The 25,879-nt window shown below is 68.9% G+C and carries 23 protein-coding genes; 9 read left to right on the forward strand and 14 right to left on the reverse strand.

The annotated features are described in order from the left end of the window. Window positions 1-49 precede the first annotated feature (49 nt). Entirely contained in the window at window positions 50-1,006 is a 957-nt protein-coding gene (locus tag ACOYR3_RS21580) for an SGNH/GDSL hydrolase family protein (protein WP_422844350.1), read from the forward strand. A gap of 94 nt (window positions 1,007-1,100) precedes the next feature. Here the strand turns inward: ACOYR3_RS21580 and ACOYR3_RS21585 are convergent, their stop codons facing one another. The 4 genes from ACOYR3_RS21585 to dacB all read right to left on the reverse strand — a co-directional run bounded on the left by ACOYR3_RS21585 (window position 1,101) and on the right by dacB (window position 6,254). Further along, the gene (locus tag ACOYR3_RS21585; protein ID WP_422844351.1) at window positions 1,101-1,772 is read right to left on the reverse strand and encodes an OmpW/AlkL family protein; all 672 of its coding nucleotides are present in this window, start codon (window positions 1,770-1,772) and stop codon (window positions 1,101-1,103) included. A 38-nt stretch (window positions 1,773-1,810) separates the two neighbouring features. Further along, a complete protein-coding gene (locus ACOYR3_RS21590) occupies window positions 1,811-2,956 on the reverse strand; it encodes an SGNH/GDSL hydrolase family protein (protein WP_422844352.1) in 1,146 nt (381 codons plus the stop codon). 404 nt (window positions 2,957-3,360) lie between these two features. Next, the gene (locus ACOYR3_RS21595) at window positions 3,361-4,659 is read right to left on the reverse strand and encodes a lipase family protein (protein WP_422844353.1); all 1,299 of its coding nucleotides are present in this window, start codon (window positions 4,657-4,659) and stop codon (window positions 3,361-3,363) included. 197 nt (window positions 4,660-4,856) lie between these two features. After that, on the reverse strand, window positions 4,857-6,254 hold the full coding sequence (gene dacB / locus ACOYR3_RS21600) for a D-alanyl-D-alanine carboxypeptidase/D-alanyl-D-alanine endopeptidase (RefSeq protein WP_422846634.1): 1,398 nt from the start codon (window positions 6,252-6,254) through the stop codon (window positions 4,857-4,859). A gap of 239 nt (window positions 6,255-6,493) precedes the next feature. On the opposite strand from dacB, the gene ACOYR3_RS21605 reads away from it, so the two are divergent. From ACOYR3_RS21605 to corA, 6 genes are all read left to right on the forward strand, one after another. Then, window positions 6,494-8,251 (forward strand): methyl-accepting chemotaxis protein, encoded by a 1,758-nt coding sequence (locus tag ACOYR3_RS21605; RefSeq protein WP_422844354.1) that lies wholly within the window; start codon window positions 6,494-6,496, stop codon window positions 8,249-8,251. A gap of 142 nt (window positions 8,252-8,393) precedes the next feature. Then, window positions 8,394-9,392, forward strand: coding sequence for a DMT family transporter (locus ACOYR3_RS21610; protein ID WP_422844355.1), 999 nt, complete (start codon window positions 8,394-8,396; stop codon window positions 9,390-9,392). 34 nt (window positions 9,393-9,426) lie between these two features. Beyond that, window positions 9,427-10,155 carry a tRNA (adenosine(37)-N6)-threonylcarbamoyltransferase complex dimerization subunit type 1 TsaB gene (tsaB, locus tag ACOYR3_RS21615; RefSeq protein WP_422844356.1) on the forward strand — a complete coding sequence of 243 codons (729 nt, stop codon included), beginning with the start codon at window positions 9,427-9,429 and terminating at the stop codon, window positions 10,153-10,155. A gap of 40 nt (window positions 10,156-10,195) precedes the next feature. Next, window positions 10,196-10,693 carry a ribosomal protein S18-alanine N-acetyltransferase gene (gene rimI, locus ACOYR3_RS21620; RefSeq protein ID WP_422844357.1) on the forward strand — a complete coding sequence of 166 codons (498 nt, stop codon included), beginning with the start codon at window positions 10,196-10,198 and terminating at the stop codon, window positions 10,691-10,693. 52 nt (window positions 10,694-10,745) lie between these two features. Next, on the forward strand, window positions 10,746-11,525 hold the full coding sequence (locus ACOYR3_RS21625) for a uracil-DNA glycosylase family protein (RefSeq protein WP_422844358.1): 780 nt from the start codon (window positions 10,746-10,748) through the stop codon (window positions 11,523-11,525). A 149-nt stretch (window positions 11,526-11,674) separates the two neighbouring features. After that, window positions 11,675-12,661 carry a magnesium/cobalt transporter CorA gene (corA, locus tag ACOYR3_RS21630; RefSeq protein ID WP_422844359.1) on the forward strand — a complete coding sequence of 329 codons (987 nt, stop codon included), beginning with the start codon at window positions 11,675-11,677 and terminating at the stop codon, window positions 12,659-12,661. Window positions 12,662-12,829: 168 nt separating this feature from the next. Here the strand turns inward: corA and ACOYR3_RS21635 are convergent, their stop codons facing one another. The 9 genes from ACOYR3_RS21635 to ACOYR3_RS21675 all read right to left on the reverse strand — a co-directional run bounded on the left by ACOYR3_RS21635 (window position 12,830) and on the right by ACOYR3_RS21675 (window position 22,977). Further along, window positions 12,830-13,603, reverse strand: a complete 774-nt coding sequence (locus tag ACOYR3_RS21635; protein WP_422844360.1) for a 5'-methylthioadenosine/adenosylhomocysteine nucleosidase — start codon at window positions 13,601-13,603, stop codon at window positions 12,830-12,832. A gap of 392 nt (window positions 13,604-13,995) precedes the next feature. Beyond that, window positions 13,996-15,675: a long-chain-fatty-acid--CoA ligase gene (locus tag ACOYR3_RS21640; RefSeq protein ID WP_422844361.1), complete on the reverse strand. Its 1,680-nt coding sequence runs from the start codon at window positions 15,673-15,675 to the stop codon at window positions 13,996-13,998. A gap of 186 nt (window positions 15,676-15,861) precedes the next feature. Next, window positions 15,862-17,286, reverse strand: coding sequence for an NAD(P)(+) transhydrogenase (Re/Si-specific) subunit beta (locus tag ACOYR3_RS21645; RefSeq protein WP_422844362.1), 1,425 nt, complete (start codon window positions 17,284-17,286; stop codon window positions 15,862-15,864). After that, on the reverse strand, window positions 17,283-17,612 hold the full coding sequence (locus tag ACOYR3_RS21650; protein ID WP_422844363.1) for an NAD(P) transhydrogenase subunit alpha: 330 nt from the start codon (window positions 17,610-17,612) through the stop codon (window positions 17,283-17,285). The genes ACOYR3_RS21645 and ACOYR3_RS21650 overlap by 4 nt, the downstream gene beginning before the upstream one ends. Window positions 17,613-17,667: 55 nt before the next feature. Continuing rightward, the gene (locus ACOYR3_RS21655; RefSeq protein WP_422844364.1) at window positions 17,668-18,435 is read right to left on the reverse strand and encodes a hypothetical protein; all 768 of its coding nucleotides are present in this window, start codon (window positions 18,433-18,435) and stop codon (window positions 17,668-17,670) included. Next, on the reverse strand, window positions 18,432-19,547 hold the full coding sequence (locus tag ACOYR3_RS21660) for a Re/Si-specific NAD(P)(+) transhydrogenase subunit alpha (protein WP_422844365.1): 1,116 nt from the start codon (window positions 19,545-19,547) through the stop codon (window positions 18,432-18,434). The genes ACOYR3_RS21655 and ACOYR3_RS21660 overlap by 4 nt, the downstream gene beginning before the upstream one ends. 201 nt (window positions 19,548-19,748) lie before the next feature. Further along, complete coding sequence (gene fba / locus ACOYR3_RS21665) at window positions 19,749-20,813, reverse strand: class II fructose-bisphosphate aldolase (RefSeq protein WP_422844366.1); 1,065 nt, start codon at window positions 20,811-20,813, stop codon at window positions 19,749-19,751. Between the two features lie 80 nt (window positions 20,814-20,893). After that, window positions 20,894-22,270: a histidine kinase dimerization/phospho-acceptor domain-containing protein gene (locus ACOYR3_RS21670; protein ID WP_422846635.1), complete on the reverse strand. Its 1,377-nt coding sequence runs from the start codon at window positions 22,268-22,270 to the stop codon at window positions 20,894-20,896. Window positions 22,271-22,272: 2 nt separating this feature from the next. Then, window positions 22,273-22,977 (reverse strand): response regulator, encoded by a 705-nt coding sequence (locus tag ACOYR3_RS21675; RefSeq protein WP_422844367.1) that lies wholly within the window; start codon window positions 22,975-22,977, stop codon window positions 22,273-22,275. Between the two features lie 89 nt (window positions 22,978-23,066). Between ACOYR3_RS21675 and ACOYR3_RS21680 the strand changes: the two genes are divergently transcribed. Together ACOYR3_RS21680 and ACOYR3_RS21685 are read left to right on the forward strand one after the other, a co-directional pair. After that, the gene (locus tag ACOYR3_RS21680; protein ID WP_422844368.1) at window positions 23,067-23,801 is read left to right on the forward strand and encodes a phosphatase PAP2 family protein; all 735 of its coding nucleotides are present in this window, start codon (window positions 23,067-23,069) and stop codon (window positions 23,799-23,801) included. After that, window positions 23,788-24,399 carry a phosphatase PAP2 family protein gene (locus tag ACOYR3_RS21685; protein WP_422844369.1) on the forward strand — a complete coding sequence of 204 codons (612 nt, stop codon included), beginning with the start codon at window positions 23,788-23,790 and terminating at the stop codon, window positions 24,397-24,399. Before ACOYR3_RS21680 ends, ACOYR3_RS21685 begins: the two co-directional genes overlap by 14 nt. Here ACOYR3_RS21685 and pyk read toward each other — a convergent pair. Further along, entirely contained in the window at window positions 24,377-25,813 is a 1,437-nt protein-coding gene (gene pyk, locus ACOYR3_RS21690; RefSeq protein WP_422844370.1) for a pyruvate kinase, read from the reverse strand. The two genes, ACOYR3_RS21685 and pyk, sit on opposite strands and share 23 nt — an antisense overlap. Between the last annotated feature and the right edge of the window lie 66 nt (window positions 25,814-25,879).

The raw sequence follows: 25,879 nt of genomic DNA on the forward strand, positions 1-25,879 counted from the left end.
CGTTGACGTGGCGCCGCTAAACTACCCGCCACCTTTTCTGGAGAAATACATGGCAGCTAATTGGATGCGCCGCACCGCCCTGGTCGCCGCAGTTGCATCGGCCGCGTTGCTCGCGGCTTGTGGTTCGAGCACCACCGAATCGGCCATCACGCCCGAGCGCTTCCTTGCGTTTGGCGATGCCCACAGCGACGTGGGGCAAAAGGGCACGCGCTATACCGTCAACGACGGCAGCGTGAACAACTGGACCCTGCAGGTGGCTGCCAACTACGGCAAGCCGCTGGCGGCGGTTTCGGCCGGCGGCACGAGCTATGCCGTGGGCAATGCGCGCATCAAGCTCAAGCCCGACGCGGCCGGCAATGCCGCAACGCCCACCATCACCGAGCAGATCGATACCTTCCTGGCGGGTGGCGGCACGTTCGGGAGCAAGGACGTGGTGTTCCTGAGCGGCGGCATCAGCGATGTGATTGCCGGCATGGCGGCCGTGCAAGGCGGCACCCAGACCGAGGCCGCCATGGTGGCTGCGGCCCGCCAGGCGGGCGAGGACTTCGCCGCGCAGGTGCGCCGCCTGGTCACGGCCGGCGCCAAGTACGTGGTGGTCACCGGCACCTACGACCTGAGCAAGACGCCCTGGGCCAAGACCATCGGCCGCGAAGCGCTGCTCGCCGATGCCAGCGCCCGCTTCAACGAAGGCCTGCTCGTGGGCATCGTGGACCTGGGCGGCAATGTGCTGTACGTGGATTCCGCCTACTACGTGAACCTGTACACCAGCGTGCCCGCCAACTACGGCTTCAACAACGCCACCACGGGCGTGTGCACCTCGGTGGACGCGACCAACGGCATCGGCATCGGCGCGGGCCAGGTCAATTCGGCCCTGTGCTCGCCGTCCACGCTGCTGCCGGGCGCAAGCCAGACCTCCTACGTCTTTGCCGACCCGGTGTACCTGACCCCGTCCGCGCAGCGCCAGTTCGGCACCTACGCGTACGACCGCCTGCGCGCGCGCTGGTAAGCCCCGCCGCGCCCCGCACGCAAAAAAAGGCCGCCCCTTCGGGCGGCCTTTTTGCATGGATCGCGCCAGCCGGACGGGCCGGGCGGGCCGGACGTCAGAACTGGTAGCCGATGCCCACGGCGATCACGTTGGGGTTCAGCCGCGTGGTGATCGACTGGCCCGACGACAGGTGGGTGGTGGTCTTGAGGAAGCTCTTGTAGTAGGCCGCATCAACGAACCAGCGGTCGTTGATCTTCCACACAAAGCCGATCTGCGGGGTAATGCCCCACTTGTTGTCGATGGACGCCGTGGTGGGGTGGCTCGGCGTGCCGCCCGTCAGGCCGCTGAGCGTGGCCGTGGTGCGGTTCTTGAAGAACCGGCTGTAGGTCACGCCCACGCCCACATAGGGGCGGAACCGCGCCTCAGCCTCGCCGAAGCGGTACTGCGCGAACACCGTGAAGGGCAGCACCTTGGTTTCGCCCAGCTTGCCCACGCCCGCGATGGCGCCGTCTCCCGTGATGTCGTGCTTGAACGGCAGGGCCAGCGGCACGTCCACCGCCCAGTGGTCGGTCACCATGTAGTTGATGCCGCCCGACAGCGACGTGGCGGCGTCCACGTCCACCTTGGTGTTGGGGAACGCGGGGGCGCTGAGGTTGCCGCTGTCCACCTGCGGCGCGATGTGGGTGAAGCCCGCGCGCGCGCTCAACGTGCCGGCGACCTGCGCCATGGCGCCTGTGCCCAGCAGCAGCGCTGCCGCCGCGAGACCTGCCTTGGAAAAATGGTGCATGAAGTACTCCTGGTGGGGATGCAATGCGGCGCGGTGGCTCACAGCCAGCCCGCACGGGACAGCGAGCGCGATACGAGCTGGCCCATCAGCTGGTGCCCGTAGGGCGTCGGATGGAAGCTGTCGGCAAAGCCATAGCTCTTCCACCAGTCTGCCCCCCCTGTCGCGCCGGCCGGCGGCGTCATGGCCGACAGGGCCGAGGCGGTGCAGGTGGGGAAGTTGTAGGTGGGCAGGCCGTCCGCGCCCACGCCCGTGGCGGGGCACGCCGGCGTGGTGGCGTTGGAGAGCTGGTACTGGGCAGGGTTGTTCACCTGGTCCTTGAAGGACGCGTAGAAGTCCACGACGGCGATGCGGTTGTCACCCGCCAGGCTGGTTGCCAACTCGGCGTTGTAGGCCTGGATCCAGCCGTCGAACAGGGCCTCGAGCTGCGCCGCAGCGGCCGCACCGCGCGCGGCGCTCACGGACGCCAGCACCAGGCGGAAGCGCGGCGTGAGGGTGACGCCGGGGGCGTTGAGCACCGCCACGCGCGGCGCGCTCTTCGCGACGGTGTTGGCCTTGATGGTGTCGGCAAAGTTCTTTGCCAGGGCCTGCATGTACGCCCCGCCCACCTGCGCCATGCCGCTGGCCCCGCCGGCCAGGGCCGCGCTCACGGTGGCGGGCGGCAGCAGGCTGCCCAGCAGCGCTGCATAAGTCTGGCCGTTGTCGCTGGAGGCCCGCAAGTAGGCGCCGATAAGGTCGGCCGCGTCGTTGCCGCCGCCATCCACCAGCACCAGGTCGGTGGCGCTGTAGCCGCGCGCGCCCATGTCCTTGAGCTGCTGGGTGATGGACACCGGCGACGTGGGCGCGGTGGCGTTGTTGATGCGCCCGCCGCCCACGGCGTAGTTGGTGCATGCCGCGTTGGCGCCGAATGCCGAGCCATTGAACCGGTAGTAGGCGCACAGTGGCTGGCCGTAGCTCGTGGCCACGCGCTCGGGCCAGATGGGCGTGGAGCCCTCACCCGTGGCGGCGGTGCCCTGGACGGTGAACTTGTAGCCGAAGGTCCCGCTATCGGCCAGGCTGTCGCCCGCCACTTTGACCGAGGTGACCGCCGCTGCGGGGGTGGTGTCCGAACCGCCGCCGCCGCAGGCGGCCAGCAGGCAGGCCGCGACCAGGGCCGACAGGGAGGCTTTGCATTGTTGTGTGTTCAAGGGGTTCTCCAGGTGGAAGCAGAAAAACGAACGATCGTGCTTTTTTCGCATTTCCATGCTACGCCGGAGCCCCCCGATTGCCCGCCCGGGAAACTACCGAGCCAGGCCCGCTAGTTAGAACCTGTTCAAGATCTTTTCGGGGTCGCACAAGCACCTTGCCGGGATGGGATGCAAGGCGCGGCGCTTGCCCGAACCTGCCCGAAGGGTTGGAGTGAAATCGGGCGGGTGCACGCCCCGGCTGCTTGCATGGGCATGAGCCCATGCGGCGCACCCGGAGCATCCACTTCATCACGAGGGCACTCCAATGCGATCCCCGAAAAGATTTGGAACAGGTTCTTACAAGCGCCCATGAAAAAGCCGACCCGCAGGTCGGCTTGGCGTGCTGGGCCGGCGCCCGCAGCCCGCTACTTGACCGTGTCGAACACTGCGCGCGCCTGGGCGTGGCAGAACGGGGGTTCATACGTGCCGTGGTAGGCGGCGTAGTAGGCCGCGAACTCCGCGGACTGGGGGTCCGTGGGCGCCTTGCCGCCGGGTCCAAAGGTGGCCTGGATGGCGGGGTCCACGTCCACCGAGGTGACATTGGCCAGGCCGCGGCTGTCGAAGTCGGCCTTCATGACCTTCTGGTGCACGGCGGGCGGCACGGTGGGATCGCCCGCGCCGCCGCACAGCAGCACCCGCGCCTTGGGGTTCCAGCCCAGCAGGTCGTTCTTTTTGGCCGCCAGGTACAGCGGGTGGGTGGTGCTGGTCTGCGAGCCCGTGATGAAGTCGCTCTGGAACAGCGCGTCCCGCGCCTGGTTGGGCGTGCCGCCCGGCAGCGTGCCCGACGTGACCAGGGTGGTGTAGGTCATGGTCGGGTGGGGCAGCAGGTTCTCGATGTAGCCCGAATACGGAGCCTTGAAGACCTGCTTCACATCCGAGTAGACGGTGCCATAGACCTTTTGCCATGCGGTCACCAGGTAGGGCACAAAGAACTGCACGCCGGCAATGGCATCGGGAATGCGCAGCGAGCCCGACAGGTTGTACGGGCCCGCCAGGTGCGCACCGGCCACCACGTTGAACTCCGATCCGTAGTCGCGCTCCGCGGCGCGCTGCGCCGCCATCGAGGAATGGCCGCCCTGCGAATAGCCGGTGAACATGACCTTGCCCGACAGGCTGGCGCCCACCGTGCCGGCTGCATTGCGCGCGGCCCGCACCGAATCGATCACCGAGGTGGCCTCCGAATCGGCATGCAGGTAGGGATGGAAGCTGTAGCCGGACTTGGCGAAGCCCAGGTAATCGGTGGCGACCACCGCATACCCTTGCGCCGCGTACATGGCGGCCAGCAGGAAGGTCTCGTTGTCCTGCGGGTTGGCCAGGGTGCGGGGCTTCTGCACGTCGGTGCCCTTGGCATAGGCCACCAGCGGCGCGGCCGCTGAGCAGGCGCCCGCGGGCACCAGCATCACGCCCGAGGCATTGGTGCTTTCGCCTTCACGGGCACCCACCGTGGCGTAGTTCAGCGCCACCACTTTCACGTCGCACTTGGCCTTGCCGCTCAGCGGCTGCAGGCCGCTGCTGGCCGTGCCGGCATCAATCTGTGCGGCCGTCAGCGTTGCCACCACGGCCGGGGGATCGATCAGCGCGCCCCGGGCCGGGTCGTCCGAACCGCCGCAGGCGACGAGCAACACCGCCGCGGCGGCCACGCAGGAAAGGCGCAAATACGTCATGGGAGCATCCTTGTGTCCAGAAAACGGTGACGCATCGTGCGCGCACCTGCGCTGCACCATCCATAGGGGATAACGCGCACCGCCACCGCGCCAAGACACCCAGGTGACAGCCCCGCCCCGCAGCCGCGGGGAGCGGTGGCCGCCAGCGGGCCGGCCAGCGCTACCGGTCGCACCGGGGCCGGAGCGACGCGCATTATTCACGGGTCGCGTGCGGCCCAGTCGGTGAGGGCGTCCAGCACCGGCCGTGCGGCCCCTGCGTTGGGATGGTTGACCAGCGCCACCAGCACGTAGCGCCGCCCGCTGGGCGCATGCACATAGCCCGCAACGGCCATCACGTCGCGCAGGCTGCCCGTCTTGAGGTGGGCGATGCCGGCGCGGCTCTGGCTGCGGCGCAGCGTGCCGTCCACGCCGCTGATGGGCAGCGATGCCACCAGCTCCGGCATCACGGGCGAGGCCCACGCCACCTGCAGCATCCGAGCCAGGCCCTGGGCGGTCAGCCGGGCCTCGCGGCTCAGGCCGGCTCCGTTGTCGGCCTGCGGCGGGTCGGCATCGCCCACGCGCGCCGTCCACCATTGCCGCAGGGCCTCGCGCGCACCGTCGAAGGTGCCGACACCGTTTTTCTGCAGCGCCAGCGTCAGGAACAGCTGCTGCGCCATCACGTTGTTGCTGTACTTGTTCACGTCGCGCACCACCTCGGCCAGGGGTGGGGAGACGGCCGTGAAGGCCGGTTTGAGGCCGGCGGGCACCTTGCCCTCGCGCACGCTGCCGGTGAGCTTGCCGCCCAGTTCCCGCCACATGCCCTCCACCGCGCGCGCCGCAAAGCCCCGCGGGTCCGCCGCCGCCACGGGCCAGGTCCGCTCACCGCAGGCGGCCGGGTACACCCCCTGGAAGCTCACCTTCGCGGGGTCGGCCAGCTCCGCGCGCAAGGCGGCACGCCAGTCGCCGCAGTCCGTCCCGGGCGCCGCCAGGGCCACGGTGGCCTGCCGCTGCACGCCGGCCAGCGGCGGGTCGTACTGGATGCGCGCCAGGCCGGTCGGGGCATCGGGCACGAAGGTCATGACCGAGGACTTGAAGTTGAGCAGCAGCGCGTCCGGCGCCGCGTTGTAGGGCCGCAGCGGCTCGCCGTCGAAGCGGGCGGGGTCCTGGTCGGGCACGTCGAAGGCCGTGCGGTCGAGCACGATGTCCCCCACGATCACCTGGATGCCCTGCCCCTGCAGCCGGCGCATCAGCAGCCACAGGCGCTCCATGACGAGCTTGGGATCCCCCAGCCCCTGGAGGTAGACCGTGCCGCGCAGGCTGCCCTCCTGCACCGTGCCCTGCAGGTAGACGGGGGTGCTCCACACATAGGCCGGCCCCAGCTGTTCCAGCGCGGCATAGGTGGTGACCAGCTTCATCACCGAGGCGGGGTTCATCGGCACCTGGGCACGGTGGGCCAGCCGCGGCACCGCCTTGCTGCCGCCCTGCACCTCCACCACCACGGCGCTCAGGGCGTCGCGGGGCAGCTTGGCGCGGGCCAGCGCGGCCTCCACCTCGGGGGGCAAGGGGGCCGCCGGCTGCGCGTACAGGGCCGGACACCCCAGCACGCCGCAACCCATGGCAAGCGCCCCCAGCGTTGTTCTTGCGATGCGCCGCACCGCGTACCAATTCGGGTTCATCCCCCGAGTCTAGGAGCCTCCGGCCGCAGCGGGAGGCGGCACAGCAGGGCTGCCAGCAGCCACCGCCGATGTATGAACGCCACACGATTCCGCACAAACGCTTGAGGCTTTTACACTAAGCCACATTTTCCCTTCCGCCGGAAGGGAACACCGGCTCTCTCGACACGACAGGCGACCCCATGAACTTCCTCACCCACCTCTCCGTGGCCAAGCGCCTTGCGCTGGGCTTTGCCCTGGTCCTGCTGCTTTCGATGGGGGTCATCGGGTTGAGCATTTCACGGCTCAACGCGCTGGCCGACGCCACCGAGGAAATGGTGCAGAACCCCATCAAGACCGAGCGGCTGGTGAGCGACTGGTCGCGCAATCTGCGCGTGGGCATCACCCGCACGGCCGCGGTGGCCCGCAGCAGCGACCCGGCCCTGGCGGATTTCTTTGCGGAAGACAGCAAGGCGTCGTCCAAGAGCTCGGGCGAACTGCAAAAGGCCGTCGAGGCGCTGATGTTCCTGGACTCCGAGAAAAAGCTGTTCCGGGAAATCGGTGAGCTGCGCGCGCTGTACCTGAAGAACCGCGACACCATCTTTGCCCTCAAGAAGGAAGGCAAGGTGGACGAGGCCAACACGCTGCTGGAAAAGCAGTTCATGCCCGACGCCAACAAGTACGCCGTGAAGATGGACGAGCTGCTGAGCAACCAGCGCGACCAGGTGGACGCCCTGGGCAAGGCCATCCAGGCCAACCGGCAGTCCAGCCGCCAGCTGCTGGTCTTGCTGGGCCTGCTGAGCCTGGCGCTGGGCGCCCTGTTCTCGTGGATCCTGGCGCGCTCCGTCACCGTGCCGCTGGCCCAGGCCTCGCACCTGGCCCAGCGGGTGGCCGAAGGCGACCTCACGGCCCCGGTGCCTGCGCACGGCAAGGACGAGGTGGGCGAGCTGATGTCCTCCCTGCAGCGCATGCAGAACAACCTGGCCAACGTGGTCAGCAACGTGCGCCGCGGGTCGGAGTCGGTCTCCAACGCCAGCGCGGAGATCGCGCAGGGCAACCACGACCTGAGCGCGCGCACCGAGCACCAGGCCAGCGCGCTGGAACAGACGGCGGCCAGCATGGAACAGCTCAACTCCGCCGTGCGCCATAACGCCGACAACGCCCGCCAAGCCAACCAGCTGGCGCTGACGGCCTCCAACGTAGCCACCCAGGGCGGTGCCGTGGTGGGCGAAGTGGTGGAGACGATGAAGGGCATCAACGAGGCCAGCCGCAAGATCAGCGACATCATCAGCGTCATCGACAGCATCGCCTTCCAGACCAACATCCTGGCGCTGAACGCGGCCGTGGAAGCGGCCCGCGCTGGCGAACAGGGCCGCGGCTTTGCCGTCGTGGCGTCCGAGGTGCGCAGCCTGGCCAGCCGCAGCGCCGAGGCCGCCAAGGAGATCAAGGGCCTCATCAGCGCGAGCGTGGAGCGCGTGGAGCAAGGCACGACGCTGGTGGACAAGGCCGGCGCGACCATGAACGAGGTGGTGAGCAGCATCCGCCGCGTCACCGACATCATGGGCGAGATCAGCGCGGCCAGCAACGAGCAAAGCGCGGGGGTGGCCCAGGTGGGCGAGGCCGTCACGTCGATGGACCAGGCGACGCAGCAGAATGCCGCCCTGGTGGAGGAAATGGCCGCCGCCGCCAGCAGCCTGCGCAACCAGGCCCAGGAGCTGGTGCAGGTCGTGGCCGTGTTCAAGCTGGCCGCCGATGCGCAGCCAAGCCACCGCAGCCTGCAGCCCGTGCCGGCGCCGGCCTCTGCAGCGCCCCGGCCCGCGGCAGCGTCCGCCAAGCTGCCCGCCAAAGCCGCTGCCCCCAAGACCCCGGCGGCCAAGGCACCGGCGCTGCCTGCGGCGGCGGCCAAGCCGGCAGCCCGCACGCCCGCACCGGGCAACGACGAGGACTGGGAATCGTTCTGAGTGCGACCCGGCAGGCCCTTGGATGGCCTTGACGGCCTTGATGGCATTCGCGGCCTTGGCCGCCCCGCGGCGGCACGGAGGCCGCCGTACGGTCATTGGCGCGGCGGCAGCCGCCTGAAAAGGCGCCGCGGATAATCGCGCGATGCGTTTTTCACCACGTGCCCTCGGCCTGCTCGCGGCCGTTGTCACGGTCACCATCTGGACGGGCTTCATCGTCATTGCCCGGGCCTCGGCCCAGCGCACGCTCACGCCTTTTGACATCGCGGCGCTGCGCATTGCGGGCGCCAGCCTGGTGCTGCTGCCGTGGGGCGCCTGGCTGGTGCGCGGCCGCACGGCCGAGGCTGGCGCGGCGGGCCGCACGGGCGCCAGCCTCGGGGGCATCTCCCCGCTGCCGCTGCGCACCACCGCCCTGCTGGGCAGCTTTGGCGGGCTGCTGTATGCGCTGCTGGCCTATGCCGGCTTCTTCCACGCTCCGGCCACGCATGCGGCCGTGCTGATGCCGGGCAGCCTGCCGCTGTGGACGGCGCTGCTGGCCGCCGTGCTGCTGCGGGACCGCATCACCCCGCTGCGGGCTGCCGGCCTGGCCCTGATCGTGACCGGCGACCTGCTGGTGGGCGGACGCAGCCTGCTGGCGGCGTTTTCCGGCACCGACGTGTGGAAGGGCGACCTGCTGTTCATGTCGGCCGCGGCCTGCTGGGCCACCTACAGCGTGCTGGCACGGCGCCACGCGGTAGACGCCGTGCACGCGACCATCGCCATCACGGCCTTTGCCTGCCTGGCGTACCTGCCCACGTATGCGCTGCTGGTGGCGCTGGGCGCCGTGACCAGCCACCTCGCCCAGGCGCCGTGGAGCGAGATCGCCTTCCAGATGGGTTTTCAGGGCGTGGGCTCGGTGGTGGTGTCGGGCATTGCCTTCACCCGCATGATCCAGTACTACGGCCCGGTGCGCTCCACCATGATCACCGCGCTGGTGCCCGGGCTGTCCGCCATGGGCGCCGTGGCCTTGCTGAACGAGCCCCTGCAGTGGAACCTGGCGGCCGGCCTGCTGCTGGTGACTGCCGGTATCCTGCTGGGTGTGCTGCGAAAAAGCCAGGCGCCGGCCCCGCTGCCGTCCACGCCCCTTACTGCCGCCCGCCCCTGAACTTTTGCCGCCCACCCTGCCCTTGGGCTCTTCCATGAACCTGCTTGCCTTCGACACCAGCACCGACACCCTGTCCATCGCCGTGCAGCGCGGCCCGGACGTCTGGGACCATACGGGCCCCGGGGGAGCGCAGGCATCGGCCGCGCTGATCCCGGCCGTGCGCAGCCTGATGGCGCAGGCCGGCCTGTCGTTCGACACGCTGGATGCCATCGTGTTCGGGCGGGGGCCAGGCTCCTTCACCGGCCTGCGCACGGCCTGCGCGGTGGCCCAGGGGCTGGCCTACGGAGCGCGCGGCGGGCAGGGCGTGCCCGTGCTGCCGGTGGACACCCTGCTGGCCGTCGCCGAGGAAGTCCGCCACGCCCACGGCTGCACCCGCGTGGTGGCGGTGCTGGACGCGCGCATGGACGAGGTGTACCACGCACGCTGCGAATGGGACGCCGCGCCGGGCCGCTGGCGCACCGACGCGGACTTCGGCCTGGCCGCGCCCGAGGCCCTGCAGCCGCCCGCCGGCTGGACGGTCGCGGGCAATGCGCGGCCCGCGTACGGCGAGCGGCTGGCACCCGCGGCCCCCCATGTGGCTGCGCTGCCCACGGCCCGCGCACTGCTGCGCCTGGCCCCCACGCTGCTCGCGGACGGCGCAGCCGTGGCCGCCAGCGAGGCGCTGCCCCGCTACATCCGCGATAAAGTTGCGCAGACCACCGCGGAGCGGGCGGCCCTGCGCGCCGCGCAAAGCGCCACCGGCACGGCGGCCAGTGCGCCCTGAGGGCGCTGCCCCTTCACCTTCCTTCTGGCGACCCCTACCCATGAGCGCCCTGCCCTCCCCACCCGCGGCCGCGACCCCGCCGGCCGATGCGCCCGAGGCGCGTTTCGAAGCCCTGACGCTCGCGCAGCTCGATGCCGTGCTGGCCGTGGAGCAGCGCGCCTACTCCCACCCCTGGACGCGCGGCAACTTCACGGATGCGCTGGCCTCGGGCTACCAGGCCCAGGTGCTGGTGGCCGGGGAGCACCTGCTGGGCTACTTCGTGGCCATGATGGGCGTGGACGAGGTGCACCTGCTCAACATCACCGTCACCCCCGAATTCCAGCGCCAGGGCTGGGCGCGGGTGCTGCTGGACGCCTTGGCGCTGTGGTCGCGCGGGCGCGGGGCCCAGTGGCTGTGGCTGGAGGTGCGCATGAGCAACCTGCGCGCGCAGCAGGTGTACGAGGCCCACGGCTTCCGGCGCGTGGGTGAACGCAAGCGCTACTATCCCGCCGCGCACGGCCAGCGCGAGGATGCGGTGGTCATGAGCCGCGCCCTGTGAGCCGTGCGATCATGATGGCGCCCATGGCGATGTCCCTTTTGTCCGAGTCCGTATGAGCCTGCACCTCGATCCGCGCCAGCGCGCAATGCTGCAAGAAATGGGGATCACCGTGTGGGCCTCCGCGGCCGTGGAGCCGGCGCCAGAGGCCCGCTTGCCGCAGAACGCGGCTGCGGCGGTAGCTGCGGTAGCAGCGCCTGCACCCATTGCAGCGCCTGCGGCGCGCCCCGCCCCACCCCACGCAACCCCGTCCGCCACCACGCCGGAGGATGTACCGCGCGCTGCGGCTTCCGCCCATCCCGCCGCAGCCCCGGGTGCGGCCCCCGCGCTGCGGCTGCACGCCCCCCAGGCGCTCTACCCCGCGGCAGATCCGCAGGCGGTGCCGCCCGAGCTGGGCAGCGGCTGGCTGATCGTGGCCGAATCCCCCGCCCCCGCCGAGCCGCTGGGAGGCGACGTGGGGCGCCTGCTGGACAACATGCTGCGCGCGATGCAGCTGCACCGCCACCCCCGCGTCTTCTTCGCGGCCCTGGAGCGCGCGGCCGTCGGCACCGATGCCGGCGCCGCCGAGCCGCCCGCGGCCGCGCTGGCCGATGCCGTGGCGTCGCTGCGCCCCGCGATGGTGCTGGTGCTGGGCCACGTGGCGGCCCGGGCCGTGCTGGGCCGCAGCGAGCCCCTGGGGCGCCTTCGGGCCAGCCCGCACCAGCTGGCGGGCTGCCCGGCGGTGGTGACCTATGACCCGGCGTTTCTCATGCGCTCGCAAGACACCAAGGCGGCCGCCTGGGCAGACCTGTGCCAGGCCCTGGCCACCGTGCGGGCCGGCGCGGCGGTGCCATAATCCGCCGCCTGTTGATTTTTTTAACGGAGACAGTTCCTTGGAAACCTACCCGAGTTGGTAGCTTTCAGCTCCCCGGCCTGCCTGCCGTGCGGGGTTGAAAGCACCCCCATACCCCCACCGCAGATGCCACACAACAAGGGAGTGAGCCCATGCTCAACATCTTCACGCTCGCCAATGGCCGGCTGTTCCAGGAAGAAATCGAGTCGCTGGAAGAGCTGACGAAATTCCAGCCCATCTGGGTGGACCTGGAGTCCCCCACCCTCGAGGAAAAGCGCTGGATCAAGCAGCACTACGGCCTGTCCATCCCCGAGGATGCGATGGACGAGGACATCGAGGAATCCGCCCGCTTCTACGAGGAAGACAACGGCGAGCTGCACATCCGCAGCGACTTTTTGATCGATGACGACGAAGACCCCCGCTCCGTGCGCGTGGCCTTCATCCTGAACCAGCACAACACCAACCTCAAGAGCCGGGGCGTGCTGTTCTCCATCCACGACGAGGACGTGCCCGTCTTCCGCCTGCTGCGCATGCGCGCACGCCGCGCGCCGGGGCTGATCGAGGACGCCAAGGAGGTGCTGCTCAAGCTGTTCGACGCCGACGCCGAGTATTCGGCCGACACGCTGGAAGGCATCTACGACGAACTGGAGGCGGTGAGCAAGCAGGTGCTGGCCGCCGACGTGACCGACGCCCGCGCCGGCGAGGTGCTGGCGGCCATCGCCCGCCAGGAAGACTTGAACGGCCGCATCCGCCGCAACGTGATGGACACGCGCCGCGCCGTGAGCTTCATGATGCGCAGCAAGATGCTCAACTCCGAGCAGTTCGAGGAAGCCCGCCAGATCCTGCGCGACATCGAGTCGCTGGACAACCACACGGCCTTCCTGTTCGACAAGATCAACTTCCTGATGGACGCCACGGTCGGTTTCATCAACATCAACCAGAACAAGATCATCAAGATCTTCTCGGTGGCCAGCGTGGCGCTGCTGCCCCCCACGCTGATTGCCAGCGTGTACGGGATGAACTTCAAGTTCATGCCCGAGCTGGACTGGTCGCTGGGGTATCCGTATGCGCTCGCTCTGATGGTGGCCAGCGCGCTGGGACCGATGTGGTACTTCCGCAAGCGCGGCTGGTTGAAATAGGCTCCCCCCTGAGGCGCTGCGCGCCTTCCCCCCAGGGGGACGCCTCCGGCGGACCGGCAAAGCCGGCTCCGCGGTGGCGCTGGTGTTTGGGGCGTGCCGGTTTCGCGGCGCGGAGGGATTTGAAGCCTTTTTGGCCCCTAGCGCTTATCCAGCAAGCGCAGGCAGCTATTAATTTGATAGCTTTTGCATGAACCCCAGCAGGATGTGCTCAGCGTAGCGCGTGGCCACGGTGCGCACGAAGGCGGGGAAGTCCACGTGCGCGGTGTCGTCGGCGCGGTCGGAGATGGTCCGCACGGCGGCAAAGGGCCGGCCGTAGTCATGGCACACCTGGGCCACGGCGGCGCCTTCCATTTCCACCGCCAGCACGGCGTGGCCCGCGGCCTGCAGCGTGCCGTGCAGGTGCAGGGCCTCGCTGGCGGCGCACACGAAGCGGTCGCCGCTGGCCACCAGCCCCTCGTGCACGCGGGGGGCTGGCAGAGCGACCACTTGATCACCCGTCGTTTTCAAGCCCAATTGGCCTCCAGCGCTTGCCAGATAAGCGCGAGCAGCTCCTGAAAGCAGAGCAGACAGCGCCGCATCGCACGCAAACCGGCTGCGCGCATAGCCGGGCACTTCCCAGCGCGGGAACAGCGGCGAGGCGTCCATGTCGTGCTGGATGTAGTCCTGCGCCACCACCACGTCGCCCACGTTCACGCCCTCGCCCACACCGCCCGCCACGCCGGTGAAGACGATGCGCGCCACCCCGAAGTGCTCGACAAGCGCCGTGGCCGTGGTGGCGGCAGCCACCTTGCCGATGCCCGACAGCGCCAGCACCACCGGGTGGCCGTGCAGCTCACCCCGCCAAAAAGCACGGCCCGCGTGCATCAGCCGCTGGGGGTGTGCGAGGTGTTGCACCAGCGAGCTCTGTTCTTCGGGCAACGCACTCAGGATGGCTGTGCTCATGCGAAGGTCCTCTTAGAACGTGTTTACGATCTCGCAGGGGATCGCGTTGGAGCGCAATCGGGACGAGTGGATGCTTCGGGTGCGCCGCATGGGCTCGTGCCCATGCAAGCAGCCGGGGCGTCCAATCGCCCGATTTCGCTCCAACCCTTCGGGCAGCGGCCTTTGCGGGCGGTCTGCGGCGTTGCGGCGCTTGTGGATAGCTGGGCTATCCACAAGCGCCGCGCCTTGCATCCCATCCCGCAAAGACCGCTGCGCGACCCCTGGGAGATCGTAAACACGTTCTTAGTCATCATGTCATCGGGCCACAAGCGACCGTTTACTTTCGTCGGGCGGTCCAGTCACAAAAAAGGCGGCCGAAGCCGCCGGGGAATTGTGGCGCGCCTGAGGCCACGTTACTTCTTGTCGCGCAGTTCGCGCCGCAGAATTTTGCCCACAGGTGTCTTGGGCAATTCCGTGCGGAACTCGATCACCTTGGGCTGCTTGTAGCCGGTGAGCTCGTGGCGGCAGAACTCCTTGACCTGCGCTTCGGTCAGCGCCGGGTCTTTCTTGACGATGACGAGCTTGACCGCCTCGCCGGTCTTCTCGTCCGGCACGCCCACCACCGCGCACTCGAGCACGCCAGGGCAGTTGGCCACGACCTCCTCGACCTCGTTGGGGTAGACGTTGAAGCCGCTGACCAGCACCATGTCCTTCTTGCGGTCCACGATCTTGAAGAAGCCGCGCGCGTCCATCACGCCGATGTCGCCCGACTTGAAGAACCCGTCCTCGGTCATGACCTTGGCGGTCTCGTCCGGGCGCTGCCAGTAGCCCGCCATGACCTGCGGGCCCTTGATGGCGATCTCGCCCGCCTGGCCCAGCGTGGTCACTTCACGGCCCTCGTCGTCCAGCAGCTTCATGTAGGTGCTGGGCAGCGGCACGCCGATGGTGCCGGTGTACTCGGTGCTGGTGGTCGGGTTGCAGCTGGCCGACGGGCTGGTCTCCGACAGGCCGTAGCCTTCGCAGATGGGGCAGCCGGTCTTTTCCAGCCAGAGCTTGGCCACGGCCCCTTGCACGGCCATGCCGCCCCCCACCGAGACCTTCAGGTTCTTCCAGTTGACGGTGTTGAAGTCGGGGTGGTTGGCCAAGCCGTTGAACAACGTATTCACCGCCGGGAAGCTGTGGAAGGTGTGCTTGGACAGCTCTTTGAGCACGGCGGGCAGGTCGCGCGGATTGGGGATCAGGATGGTCTTGCCGCCCGTGCGCATGCTGAGCATCATGTTCACGGTGAAGGCGAAGATGTGGTACAGCGGCAGCGCGCAGATGCTGGTGGGCTGCTCGCCCGCGGGCACCTTCTTCATCACCGGGTCGTTCCAGGCCTCGGACTGCAGCACGTTGGCGATGATGTTCCGGTGCAGCAGCACCGCGCCCTTGCTCACGCCGGTGGTGCCGCCCGTATATTGCAACAGTGCGATGTCGTCGGGGCGGATGTCCGGCTTCTTGAACGTGCCACGCGATCCCTGCGCCACGGCGTCGTTGAAACGCACGGCGCCCGGCAGGTCGTAGGCCGGCACCATCTTCTTGACGTTGCGCACCACGTAGTTGACCAGCGCGCCCTTGAGCAGCCCCAGCTGGTCGCCCATGGCACAGAGCACCACGTGCTTGACGGGCGTGTGGGCCAGGCAGCTTTGCAGCGTGGTGGCGAAATTCTCGATGAGGACGATCGCCTTGGCGCCGGAGTCCTTGAGCTGGTGCTCCAGTTCGCGGGGCGTGTACAGCGGGTTGACGTTGACCACCACGAAGCCCGCCCGCAGGATGGCGGCCACGGCCACCGGGTACTGCGGCACGTTGGGCATCATGATGGCCACGCGGTCCCCCTTGACCAGGCCCAGGCCCTGCAGGTAGGCCGCAAAGGCGCGGCTGAGGGCATCGGTCTGGGCGTAGGTCACGTCCTTGCCCATGAAGCTGTAGGCCACACGGTCTGCGTACTGGGTGAAGGCCTCGTCCATCAAGGCCACCAGCGAGGGGTACTGCGACGGATCAATGTCCGCGGGAACGCCTTGCGGATAGGCGGCCAGCCAAGGGCGGTCGGTCATGGTGCGTGTCTCTCCAAATTCTTCTAGACGGAACGGAACGGAATCGAAACGGACTGCGGCGCGGTGGGGACCGCATTGTCCCCGCCGTCCGGCAGCCCCGTGGTTGTAGTTTCCCCTAGGCGCCGCAGCGGCACGGCCGCAGCGCCATCTTTTTTTGTGGTTTTCCTGAGCGTTCCCGGAACGCGGTCATTCAATGGCCTTGCCAATGTCCTCGACCACCTTCTTGGCGTCGCCAAAGACCATCATGGTCTTGTCCATGTAGAACAGCTCGTTGTCCAGGCCTGCATAGCCGGCCGCCATGGAGCGCTTGTTCACGATCACGGTCTTGGCCTTGTAGGCCTCCAGGATGGGCATGCCGTAGATGGGGCTGCCCTTGGTGTGCGCGGCGGGGTTCACCACGTCATTGGCACCCAGGATGATGGCCACGTCGGCCTGGCCGAACTCGCCGTTGATGTCCTCCATCTCGAAGACCTGGTCGTAGGGCACCTCGGCCTCGGCCAGCAGCACATTCATGTGGCCGGGCATGCGGCCCGCCACGGGGTGGATGGCGTATTTGACGGTGATGCCCTTTTCCACCAGCTTTTGCGCCAGCTCCTTCACCGCGTGCTGGGCGCGGGCCACGGCCAGGCCGTAGCCCGGCACGATGACCACGGTCTCGGCATTGCCCAGCACGAAGGCCGCGTCGTCGGCGCTGCCGCTCTTGACGCTGCGCTGCACCTGGCTGCCGCCGCCGGCGGCCGCGGCCTCGCCGCCAAAGCCGCCCAGGATCACGTTGAAGAACGAGCGGTTCATGGCCTTGCACATGATGTAGCTCAGGATCGCGCCCGAGCTGCCCACCAGCGAGCCGGCGATGATCAGCATGCTGTTGTTGAGCGAGAACCCGATGCCCGCGGCGGCCCAGCCCGAGTAGCTGTTGAGCATCGACACCACCACCGGCATGTCCGCGCCGCCGATGGGAATGATGATGAGCACGCCCATCACGAAGGACAGTGCCAGCATGGCGAAGAACGCCGTCCAGTTCTCGGTGGCCATGAACACCAGCCCCAGGCCCACGGTGGCCAGGCCCAGCACCAGGTTGAGCAGATGCTGCCCCGCGAACTGCACCGGTGCGCCCTGGAACAGGCGGAACTTGTACTTGCCCGAGAGCTTGCCGAAGGCAATGACCGAGCCGCTGAAGGTGATGGCGCCGATGGCCGCGCCCAGGAACAGCTCCAGGCGGTTGCCTGCGGGAATGGGCTGGCCCTTGGCCACGATCTGGAACGCCCAGGGCTCGGCCACGGCGGCGATGGCGATGAACACGGCGGCCAGACCGATCATGCTGTGCATGAAGGCCACCAGCTCGGGCATCTTGGTCATCTCCACCCGGTTGGCCATGAAGGCGCCGGCCGCCCCGCCCACCACCAGCGCGCCCAGCACGTACACCATGCCCTGGGCCTTGCCGCCCGACAGCTCCACGATGAGCGCCGACGTGGTCAGGATGGCAATCGCCATGCCCGCCATGCCGAACATGTTGCCGCGGATGGACGTGGTGGGGTGCGACAGGCCCTTGAGCGCCTGGATGAAGCAGACGCTGGCCACCAGGTACAGCAGCGTGACGAGGTTCATGCTCATGCCTGCTCTCCCCCGGCCTTGGGCGCCGCCGCCTTCTTGTCCTTCTTCTTGAACATCTCGAGCATGCGGCGGGTCACCAGGAAGCCGCCAAACACGTTCACCGCCGCCAGCGCCACGGCCAGCACCCCCATGCCTTTGCCCAGCGGGGTTTCGGTCAGGGCCGCCGCCAGCATGGCCCCCACGATCACGATGGCCGACACGGCATTGGTCACCGCCATGAGCGGCGTGTGCAGGGCCGGCGTGACATTCCACACCACGTGGTAACCCACATAGATGGCCAGCACGAAGATGATCAGGTTGATGAGGGTGGGAGAGACGGCGTCCATGGGGTCCTTCGTTCAGCGGTAGTTTCAGGAAGACCAGCGGCTCACGCCCGGGCCATCACTTGGGTAGCGGCAACGGAAACGGCGGCAGGGCAAAGAAGCCGTCCACCATGCCCACGCTGGTCCGCGCAGCCTGCACCACCTTCTGGCTCCACTCCTGCACCGGCAGGCCCGCGCGGAGGAACTCCTCGTTGTTGCGGGGCTTGGGCCACAGCAGGCGCTGGTCCACGATGGCGTTCACATTGATGTAGGCCCCGCCTTCGGTGGCGTAGCGGTAGTTCAGGTGGGTGTACGCCGTGTTGACGGTGGCATGGTGCTCGTCCAGCCAGCGCACCACGGCGGGGTGGTTCTTCTCCATCCAGCCCTTGTTGTTGGCCCAGCGCTTGACCTGCAGGCAATCGATGCGCACGGGGCTGGATTCCGCGGCGTCCACGACCCGCAGGTCGGGCTGCTGCTGGCACGCCCCCGTCCAGAGCGTGGGGCCTTGCCATTTGTTGGTGCGGTTGGTCTGCAGCAGCACCACGGCCAGCAGTTCCTTGTTGGCACCCCGCAACCCCACGGCCCGCGTCTGCAAGGGGAAACTGCCCGGCAGGGGCTGCAGCGGCAGCGCCTCGTTGGAACTCCCCAGGTCTTCCCAGTCCGTGGAAGGCAGCACCAGCCGCGCACGCCCGGCGCCGTACTCCTCCGGCCCCGCGGGAATGGGGGCGCAGGCACTCAGGCCCGCTGCCGCCACCGCCGCTGCCAGCAGCCAGGCCGCCGGGTGGCGCGGGCCGGCGCCCGGGTGTTGGGGTTTGTTCTTCTTCACGTTCTTGCCAATGGAAATCATGCGCGCTTTACCGTGCCTTCATGGGCCACGAGGCAAGCCGCAACAATGTCGTCCTGCAGGTCCATGTGCAAGGCACCGTCCTTGTTGATGATGAGTTTGAGAAAGTCCAGCACGTTGCGGGCATAGAGCGAGGAGGCGTCCGCCGCCACCAGGGCCGGCAGATTGGTTTCGCCGACCAATGTCACCCCATGCCGGACCACGGTTTTGCCGGCTTCGGTGAGCGGGCAATTGCCGCCCTGCGGCGCCGCAATGTCCACGATCACCGATCCGGGCTTCATGGACCGTACCATGTCTTCGGTGACCAGCACCGGCGCGGGCCGCCCGGGAATGAGCGCGGTGGTGATGACCACGTCGGCCTGCGCCACGCGCTTGGCCACTTCGGCCTTCTGGCGCTCCAGCCAGCTCGGGGGCATGGGCCGCGCATAGCCGCCCACCCCCTCGGCCGCTTCTTTTTCTTCCTGCGTTTCGTAGGGCACGTCGATGAACTTGGCGCCCAGCGACTCCACCTGCTCCTTCACGCTGGGCCGCACGTCGGAGGCTTCGATCACGGCCCCCAGCCGCTTGGCCGTGGCGATGGCCTGCAGCCCCGCGACGCCCACGCCCAGGATCACCACGCGCGCCGCCTTCACGGTGCCGGCGGCCGTCATGAGCATGGGGAAGAAGCGCTGGTACCGGTCTGCCGCGAGCATCACGGCCTTGTAGCCGGCGATGTTGGCCTGCGACGACAGCACGTCCATGCTTTGCGCCCGCGTGGTGCGGGGCGCGGCTTCGAGCGCGTAGGCCGTGACCCCGGCGGCCGCCAGCCGCTGCAGCCCGGCCGCGTCAAAGGGGTTGAGCATGCCCACCAGCGTGGCGCCGGCGCGCAGGCGCGAAGCCTCGGCGTCCTGCGGTGCGCGCACCTTGAGCACCAGGTCCGCCCCCCAGGCCCCGGCGGCATCGGTGATTTCCGCGCCGGCCGCCTCGTACGCGGCATCCGTCACGCTGGCGGCCACGCCCGCCCCTGATTCGATGCGCAAGGTATGGCCCTGGGCCTTCAGCTTCTTGACCGTTTCCGGCGTCGCCGCGACCCGGGTTTCTCCCGCCATGGACTCCGCAGGCACACCAATCAGCATGTCGTCTCCTCGAAGGGGGTCAGTGGTATCACTTACTTACTGACCGCGAGCTTACATGAAGAATTTCTCATGGCTGTCGCCTTTGTCTGATGTAGAGGGAACTCCCCAGCGCCCCGGCCGCACAGCGGCCCATGAAAAAAGCCCGGCCGCTTGCGCGCCGGGCTTGGAGGGCTTCCCGCACAGGACTTTCGGGCCGCCGGGTCAGTTCACCACCTGGGCGAGCGTGCCCGATGCGTAGCGCTGCGCGACTTCCTGCAGGCTGTAGCCCTTGATCCTTGCGCCCTGGCCTTCGCAGCCGAACTCCAGGTAGCGCTGCTTGCACACGGCCTTGGCCGCCTCGCGGGCGGGCTTGAGCCATTCGCGGGCGTCGAACTTGTCGGGGTTCTCGGCCAGGAACTTGCGCACCGCGCCGGTCATGGCCAGGCGGATGTCGGTGTCGATGTTGATCTTGCGCACGCCGTACTTGATGGCTTCCTGGATTTCCTCGACGGGCACGCCGTAGGTTTCCTTCATCTTGCCGCCGTACTGGTTGATGATGGCCAGCAGCTCCGCGGGCACGGAGGACGAGCCGTGCATCACCAGGTGGGTGTTGGGGATGCGGGCGTGGATTTCCTTCACGCGGCTGATGGCCAGGATGTCGCCCGTGGGCTTGCGGCTGAACTTGTAGGCGCCGTGGCTGGTGCCGATGGCGATCGCCAGGGCGTCCAGCTGCGTGGCCTTGACGAAGGTGGCGGCCTCCTCGGGGTCGGTCAGCATCTGGCTGTGGTCGAGCTTGCCCACGGCGCCAATGCCGTCTTCCTCGCCGGCGTCGCCGGTCTCCAGGTTGCCCAGGCAGCCCAGCTCACCCTCCACCGTCACGCCTACCTTGTGGGCCATGTCCACCACCTTGCGGGTCACGTCCACGTTGTAGTCGAAGCTCGACGGCGTCTTGCCGTCTTCCATCAGCGAGCCGTCCATCATCACCGAGCCGAAGCCCAGCTCGATCGCGCCCTGGCATACCTTGGGCGAGGTGCCATGGTCCTGGTGCATCACCAGCGGGATGTGGGGGTAGGCTTCCGCCGCGGCCTGGATCAGGTGCTTGATGAAGGGCTCGCCGGCATATTTGCGGGCACCGGCGCTGGCCTGCAGGATCACGGGAGCGCCCACCTCGTCGGCGGCAGCCATCACGGCCTGGACCTGCTCCAGGTTGTTGACGTTGAAAGCGGGGATGCCGTAGCTGTTGGCAGCGGCATGGTCGAGCAGTTCGCGCATCGAAACGAGAGGCATGGTCGTAGGGTCCGTTGAAGTGTGGAAGAAGGCGCTGCCAGGCAGGCTCGGCGGTGGTAACCGCTTGGTAACCGGCAATTTTAACCGGGGGCTTCGGCCGGGGCGCCCGGCAAAACCAAGCGGTAGCAGGTGGTAAACGGCGCGGGCGCCGGGGCCGGGCCGAAGCCGCCGCCATGGACCTCGGCCACCCGGCGCAGGATTTCGTGGCCCAGGTGCAGGCTGTCCGCCGCCGGCCGGGCGCCGGCGCCGCCAGCGCCCTGGCGTGCGCCACCGTCGTCGGACACCTGCAGCCAGGCACCGCCGTCGCCCGACGGCGCCACCTGCACGGCAATGTGCGTGCCCTCGGGGGTGTGCTTGAGCGCGTTTTCCACCAGATTGCGCGTGGCGATGTCCAGCAGCAGCGCGTGCCCGGGCACCCACAGTTCCGGCGGTGCCGTCACGGCGATGTCGTCGCCGCGCTGCCACGCCGTCTGGGCATAGTCGGCGCACACCTGGCGGGCCACGGCGCACAGGTCCACCGGGGCCTTGGCTTCGTGGAGCTCGGCCCGGCTCGCGCGCGCCAGGGTCAGCAGCTGGTGGAGCACGTGCCCAGCCCGCAGCGCGTCCTGGCCAATGCGGTCGATGGCCTGTGCCCGCGCGCCGGCGTCCAGCGTCCCGGCCAGGGCGCTGGCCTGCAGCGCGATGGACGACAGCGGCGTGCGCAGCTCATGGGCCACCTCGTTGGCCAGGCGGCGCTCGCGCACGAGCGCGGCCTGCTGGCGGTCCAGCAGCGTGTTGATGGACGCAACGACGGACTGGAACTCGTTCCAGGCGTGCCGCGACGCGAGCCGCTGCGTGCTGGTCGGGTCCAGGGCCGCCACGTCGGCCGACAAGGCGTAAAGCGGGCGCAGGCCCCGCCACAGGGCCAGGCCCAGCGCCAGCGCCACCACCGGCAACAGCCACAGGCCCGGCTCGATCATCTGCTCGGCAATGTCTTCGGCCAGGTCATCGCGTTCGCGCAATGCCAGCAGCACCATGATCTTGCGCTGGCGGGCGGCGTCCCACTGGGAAAAACTGCGCCACGCGACCTGCCCGGGCCCCAGCACCAGGTCGGCAAAGCCCTCGGCCTCGGTGAACGGCGGGGGCTCAGCCACCCCCCGCAGGGAAAGCACGGTTCCCTGGGCGTCCCACTGCACCACGCTCAGCGACTGCTGGTAGTCATGGGACTTGAGCCAGGGCGTGGGCGCCTGGGGCGTGGCCTGCGGCCCCTGCATGGACTCGGTGGCCCGCAGGTTCAGCAGCAGCGCCGCGACGCTGGCCAGGTGCCCGTCGGTCAGCTCATCCGCCTCGTGCACCCCGGTCTGGTAACCGATGGCCACGAAGCTCGCCCACACCAGCACCAGCGCCCCCAGCGTCCACAGCAGCAGCTGCCGGGTCAGCGACGGGCCGCGCGCAGCCGGTGGACCGCCCTGGGCCAGGCTCACGGAGCCACCTCCTGCGGCACAAAATAGCCCACGCCGCGCATGGTCTGGATGCAGCCGCTGCCCAGCTTGCGGCGCAGGTGGTGGATGTGCACTTCCACCGCGTTGCTCTCGATCGCGGCATCCCAGCTGTACAGCCGCTCTTCGATCTGCTGGCGCGACAGCACCCGCCCGCGGGCCTCCAGCAGCACCAGGAGCACGGAAAACTCCCGCGGAGACATCTCGACCGGCTTGCCCTTCAGCCGCACCGTCCGGGTGGCCGGGTCCAGCTCGATGTCGCCGTGGCGAATGGTGGGCGACGCGCGCCCCGCGGCCCGCCGCAGCAGCGCGCGCAGGCGCGCGTCCAGCTCGTCCACGTCGAACGGCTTGGTCAGGTAGTCGTCGGCGCCGAGATCCAGCCCCGCCACGCGCTGGTGCACCTGGTCCCGGGCGGTCACGATGAGCACGGGGGTGGCCGGGTCCGGCAGGGCCGCGGGAGCGCCCGCTGCGGCCGCAGGGCTCAGGCGCAACCGCCGCAGCAGCTCGCCGCCGTCACCGTCGGCCAGCCCCAGGTCAAGCAGCACCGCGTCAAAGCGCTCCGCCCGCAGCGCACTCCAGGCGCCGGCCACGCCGTCGCAGACATCCACGGCATAGCCGCGTTGCTGGAGGTTGGTGCGCAGGCCGCTGGCAATGCCTGCATCGTCTTCGACCACGAGGATTCGCATGGCGCCATTGTCGCAGCGCCAGCCGCCCGGGCGAATGGGCGGCGGCGCCATTAAGACCGCGTTAAGTAGCCCGGCCTATGGTGCCGGGCATGTCAGCCACGCCCGCGCCATCCCTGTTTCGCCGCCATGCCTTTCTTTTCTGGACGCTGGGTGCCCTGGCCTGCGTGCTGGCCTGGGACGCGGGCGGGCAGGACCTGGCCTGGGCGCAGCCCTTTGGCTCGGCCCAGGGCTTTCCCATGCGGGACCAATGGTTCTTCGTGCAGGTCATGCACGAAGGCGCGCGCCGCCTCGGCTGGCTGCTTGTGCTGCTCCTCACGCTCAGCGTGTGGTGGCCCCTAGGTTTCTTGCGGCGCCTGGACGCGGGCGAGCGCGCCCAGATGGCCGTGAGCGCCCTGCTGTCCCTGGCGGTGGTCAGCATCGGCAAGAACCTGAGCGCCACCAGCTGCCCGTGGGATCTGGCGCAGTTCGGCGGCGTGGCGCGGCATGTCTCGCACTGGGCGCTGGGGGTGCTGGACGGCGGCAGCGGGCGCTGTTTTCCTGCCGGCCACGCATCGGCCGGCTTTGCCTTTCTGGGCGGCTATTTCGCGCTGCGCCGCAAGGCGCCCGGCGCCGCACGCTGGTGGCTGGCGGGCGCTCTGGTGGCCGGCCTGGTGCTGGGTGGCGTGCAGCAGGTGCGCGGCGCCCACTTCATGAGCCACACGCTGTGGACCGGCTGGCTGTGCTGGACCACTGGCTGGCTCTGCGACGTGGCAGCCCGGGCCTTGCGTCCGCGCTTTGCCAACCTGAACGCACCCTCCGCCGAGGCGCCCCATGCTTCCACTTGACGTCGCGGTGTTCCACGCCCTCAACGCCGACGCCGCGACATGGCCCGGGGTGGTGACGGCAGCGCGGTGGGCCTCTCAGCAACTGCCCATCGCGATGGGCGGCGTCCTGGTCGGCAGCCTGGTGGTGGGCAATACCGCCCAGCGCCACGCAGTCGCCCGCATCCTGGCGTCCATGGCGCTGGCCTGGCTGGGCGTGCAGCTGCTGCGGTACGCGGTGCCCGCGCCGCGCCCGGCCCAGCTCGGGCTGGGCGTGCAGTGGGTGGAGCATGGAGCACGCGCCGGTTTTCCCAGCATGCATGCGGCGGGGGCCTTTGCGCTTGCAGCCAGCCTGCAGGCTTCGCGGCCCGCACGCTTCATCGCGCTGGCGGGATGGGCGGTGGCCTTCGCGGTGGCGTGGAGCCGGTTGTGCCTGGGCCTCCACTTTCCGTCAGACGTCCTGGTCGGCATGCTGACCGGCGCCCTCAGCGCGGGCGTGGTCCATGCACTGGGCTTGCGGTGGGCCGGGGCAGCGCCCCTGCGGACGCCGCATGCAGCCGACGCGCACCCTGAGCCGCGACAGGCGGCAACCCCGTCGGTCAGCTGGCCACGCAAATTTTGAGCATGTTCGTCCCGCCGGGCGCGCCCATGGGCTCGCCGCAGGTGATGGCATAGACATCGCCCTTCTGCACGATGTTGCGGCTCTTGAGGTGGCGCTCGGCCTGCTCGAGGGCCGTATCGCGGTCGGCGCTGGTGTCCATCAGCAGGGGGCGCACGTTGCGGTACATCGCCATCTTGCGCTGCGTCGCCACCTTGGGCGTCAGGGCATAGATGGGGATGTGGATGCGGTGGCGGCTCATCCACAGCGCCGTGGCGCCGCTGTCGGTCATCGCCACGATGGCCTTGGCTCCCAGGTGGTGGGCGGTGAACAGCGCGCCCATCGCGATGGACTGGTCGATGCGCCCAAAGGTCTGGCCGGTGAAATCGGCGTCGAGCTGGTGGTCTTCGGCCGCCTCGGCGGCGGCGCAGATCGTGGCCATCTCTTCCACGGTCTCCAGCGGGTAGCGGCCGGCGGCGGTCTCGGCGCTCAGCATCACGGCGTCGGTACCGTCCAGCACGGCGTTGGCCACGTCGCTCACCTCGGCCCGCGTGGGCACGGGGTTGGTGATCATGCTTTCCATCATCTGCGTGGCGGTGATGACCACCTTGTCCTGGTCGCGCGCCATGCGGATCATCTTCTTTTGCAGCGCGGGCACGGCGGCGTTGCCCACTTCCACGGCCAGGTCGCCGCGCGCCACCATGATGCCGTCGGAGACGCGCAGGATGGATTCCAGGTGCGGAATGGCCTCGGCCCGCTCGATCTTGGCGATCAGGCCGGGCTTGTGCCGGTGCTCGGACGCGGCCACGTTGCACAGCTGGCGCGCCATTTCCATGTCGGTCGCGTTCTTGGGGAAGCTCACCGCCACGTAGTCGGCCTGGAAGCTCATGGCCGTGCGGATGTCTTCCATGTCCTTGGCCGTGAGCGCGGGGGCGGTAAGCCCGCCGCCCTTCTTGTTGATGCCCTTGTTGTTGGACAGCTCGCCGCCCACCTTGACGGTGGTGTGCACGGCCTCCCCGCGCACGGCGTCGACCGTGAGCACGATCAGGCCGTCGTTGAGCAGCAGGATGTCACCCGCCTTCACGTCGCGCGGCAGCTCCTTGTAGTCCAGCCCCACGCCCTGGAGGTCGCCCAGCTCGGTGCGCGAGGCGTCCAGCACGAATTTCGCGCCGGGCTCCAGCTGCACCTTGCCCTGCTCGAACTTGCCCACGCGGATCTTGGGGCCCTGCAGGTCGGCCATGATGGCCACCTCGCGGCCCGCGCGCTGGGCGGCCTCGCGCACGGTGGCGGCGCGGTCGATGTGGTCCTGCGCCTTGCCGTGGCTGAAGTTCAGCCGGACTACGTTGACCCCCGCGCGGATCATGGCTTCCAGCAGCGCCGGATCGCTCGATGCGGGGCCCAGGGTGGCAACAATCTTCGTGGCGCGGCGCGTGGGCATGGGCTTGTCTCTTTCTCTCGTTCGGGGGATGTAATCGAATTTCAATTCTCACACGAAGCGGTTACA

It is taken from the genome of Acidovorax sp. M2(2025) (assembly GCF_049330835.1).
Taxonomy (GTDB): domain Bacteria; phylum Pseudomonadota; class Gammaproteobacteria; order Burkholderiales; family Burkholderiaceae_C; genus Acidovorax.

Bases quoted from the DNA above. Each gene is read 5' to 3' on its own strand.
- ACOYR3_RS21580 (WP_422844350.1), top strand. From the start codon at position 50: ATGGCAGCTAATTGGATGCGCCGCACCGCCCTGGTCGCCGCAGTTGCA.
- ACOYR3_RS21585 (WP_422844351.1), bottom strand. From the start codon at position 1,772: ATGCACCATTTTTCCAAGGCAGGTCTCGCGGCGGCAGCGCTGCTGCTG.
- ACOYR3_RS21595 (WP_422844353.1), bottom strand. From the start codon at position 4,659: ATGACGTATTTGCGCCTTTCCTGCGTGGCCGCCGCGGCGGTGTTGCTC.
- dacB (WP_422846634.1), bottom strand. From the start codon at position 6,254: ATGGGTTGCGGCGTGCTGGGGTGTCCGGCCCTGTACGCGCAGCCGGCG.
- ACOYR3_RS21605 (WP_422844354.1), top strand. From the start codon at position 6,494: ATGAACTTCCTCACCCACCTCTCCGTGGCCAAGCGCCTTGCGCTGGGC.
- ACOYR3_RS21610 (WP_422844355.1), top strand. From the start codon at position 8,394: ATGCGTTTTTCACCACGTGCCCTCGGCCTGCTCGCGGCCGTTGTCACG.
- tsaB (WP_422844356.1), top strand. From the start codon at position 9,427: ATGAACCTGCTTGCCTTCGACACCAGCACCGACACCCTGTCCATCGCC.
- rimI (WP_422844357.1), top strand. From the start codon at position 10,196: ATGAGCGCCCTGCCCTCCCCACCCGCGGCCGCGACCCCGCCGGCCGAT.
- ACOYR3_RS21625 (WP_422844358.1), top strand. From the start codon at position 10,746: ATGAGCCTGCACCTCGATCCGCGCCAGCGCGCAATGCTGCAAGAAATG.
- corA (WP_422844359.1), top strand. From the start codon at position 11,675: ATGCTCAACATCTTCACGCTCGCCAATGGCCGGCTGTTCCAGGAAGAA.
- ACOYR3_RS21635 (WP_422844360.1), bottom strand. From the start codon at position 13,603: ATGAGCACAGCCATCCTGAGTGCGTTGCCCGAAGAACAGAGCTCGCTG.
- ACOYR3_RS21640 (WP_422844361.1), bottom strand. From the start codon at position 15,675: ATGACCGACCGCCCTTGGCTGGCCGCCTATCCGCAAGGCGTTCCCGCG.
- ACOYR3_RS21645 (WP_422844362.1), bottom strand. From the start codon at position 17,286: ATGAGCATGAACCTCGTCACGCTGCTGTACCTGGTGGCCAGCGTCTGC.
- ACOYR3_RS21650 (WP_422844363.1), bottom strand. From the start codon at position 17,612: ATGGACGCCGTCTCTCCCACCCTCATCAACCTGATCATCTTCGTGCTG.
- ACOYR3_RS21655 (WP_422844364.1), bottom strand. From the start codon at position 18,435: ATGATTTCCATTGGCAAGAACGTGAAGAAGAACAAACCCCAACACCCG.
- ACOYR3_RS21660 (WP_422844365.1), bottom strand. From the start codon at position 19,547: ATGCTGATTGGTGTGCCTGCGGAGTCCATGGCGGGAGAAACCCGGGTC.
- fba (WP_422844366.1), bottom strand. From the start codon at position 20,813: ATGCCTCTCGTTTCGATGCGCGAACTGCTCGACCATGCCGCTGCCAAC.
- ACOYR3_RS21675 (WP_422844367.1), bottom strand. From the start codon at position 22,977: ATGCGAATCCTCGTGGTCGAAGACGATGCAGGCATTGCCAGCGGCCTG.
- ACOYR3_RS21680 (WP_422844368.1), top strand. From the start codon at position 23,067: ATGTCAGCCACGCCCGCGCCATCCCTGTTTCGCCGCCATGCCTTTCTT.
- ACOYR3_RS21685 (WP_422844369.1), top strand. From the start codon at position 23,788: ATGCTTCCACTTGACGTCGCGGTGTTCCACGCCCTCAACGCCGACGCC.
- pyk (WP_422844370.1), bottom strand. From the start codon at position 25,813: ATGCCCACGCGCCGCGCCACGAAGATTGTTGCCACCCTGGGCCCCGCA.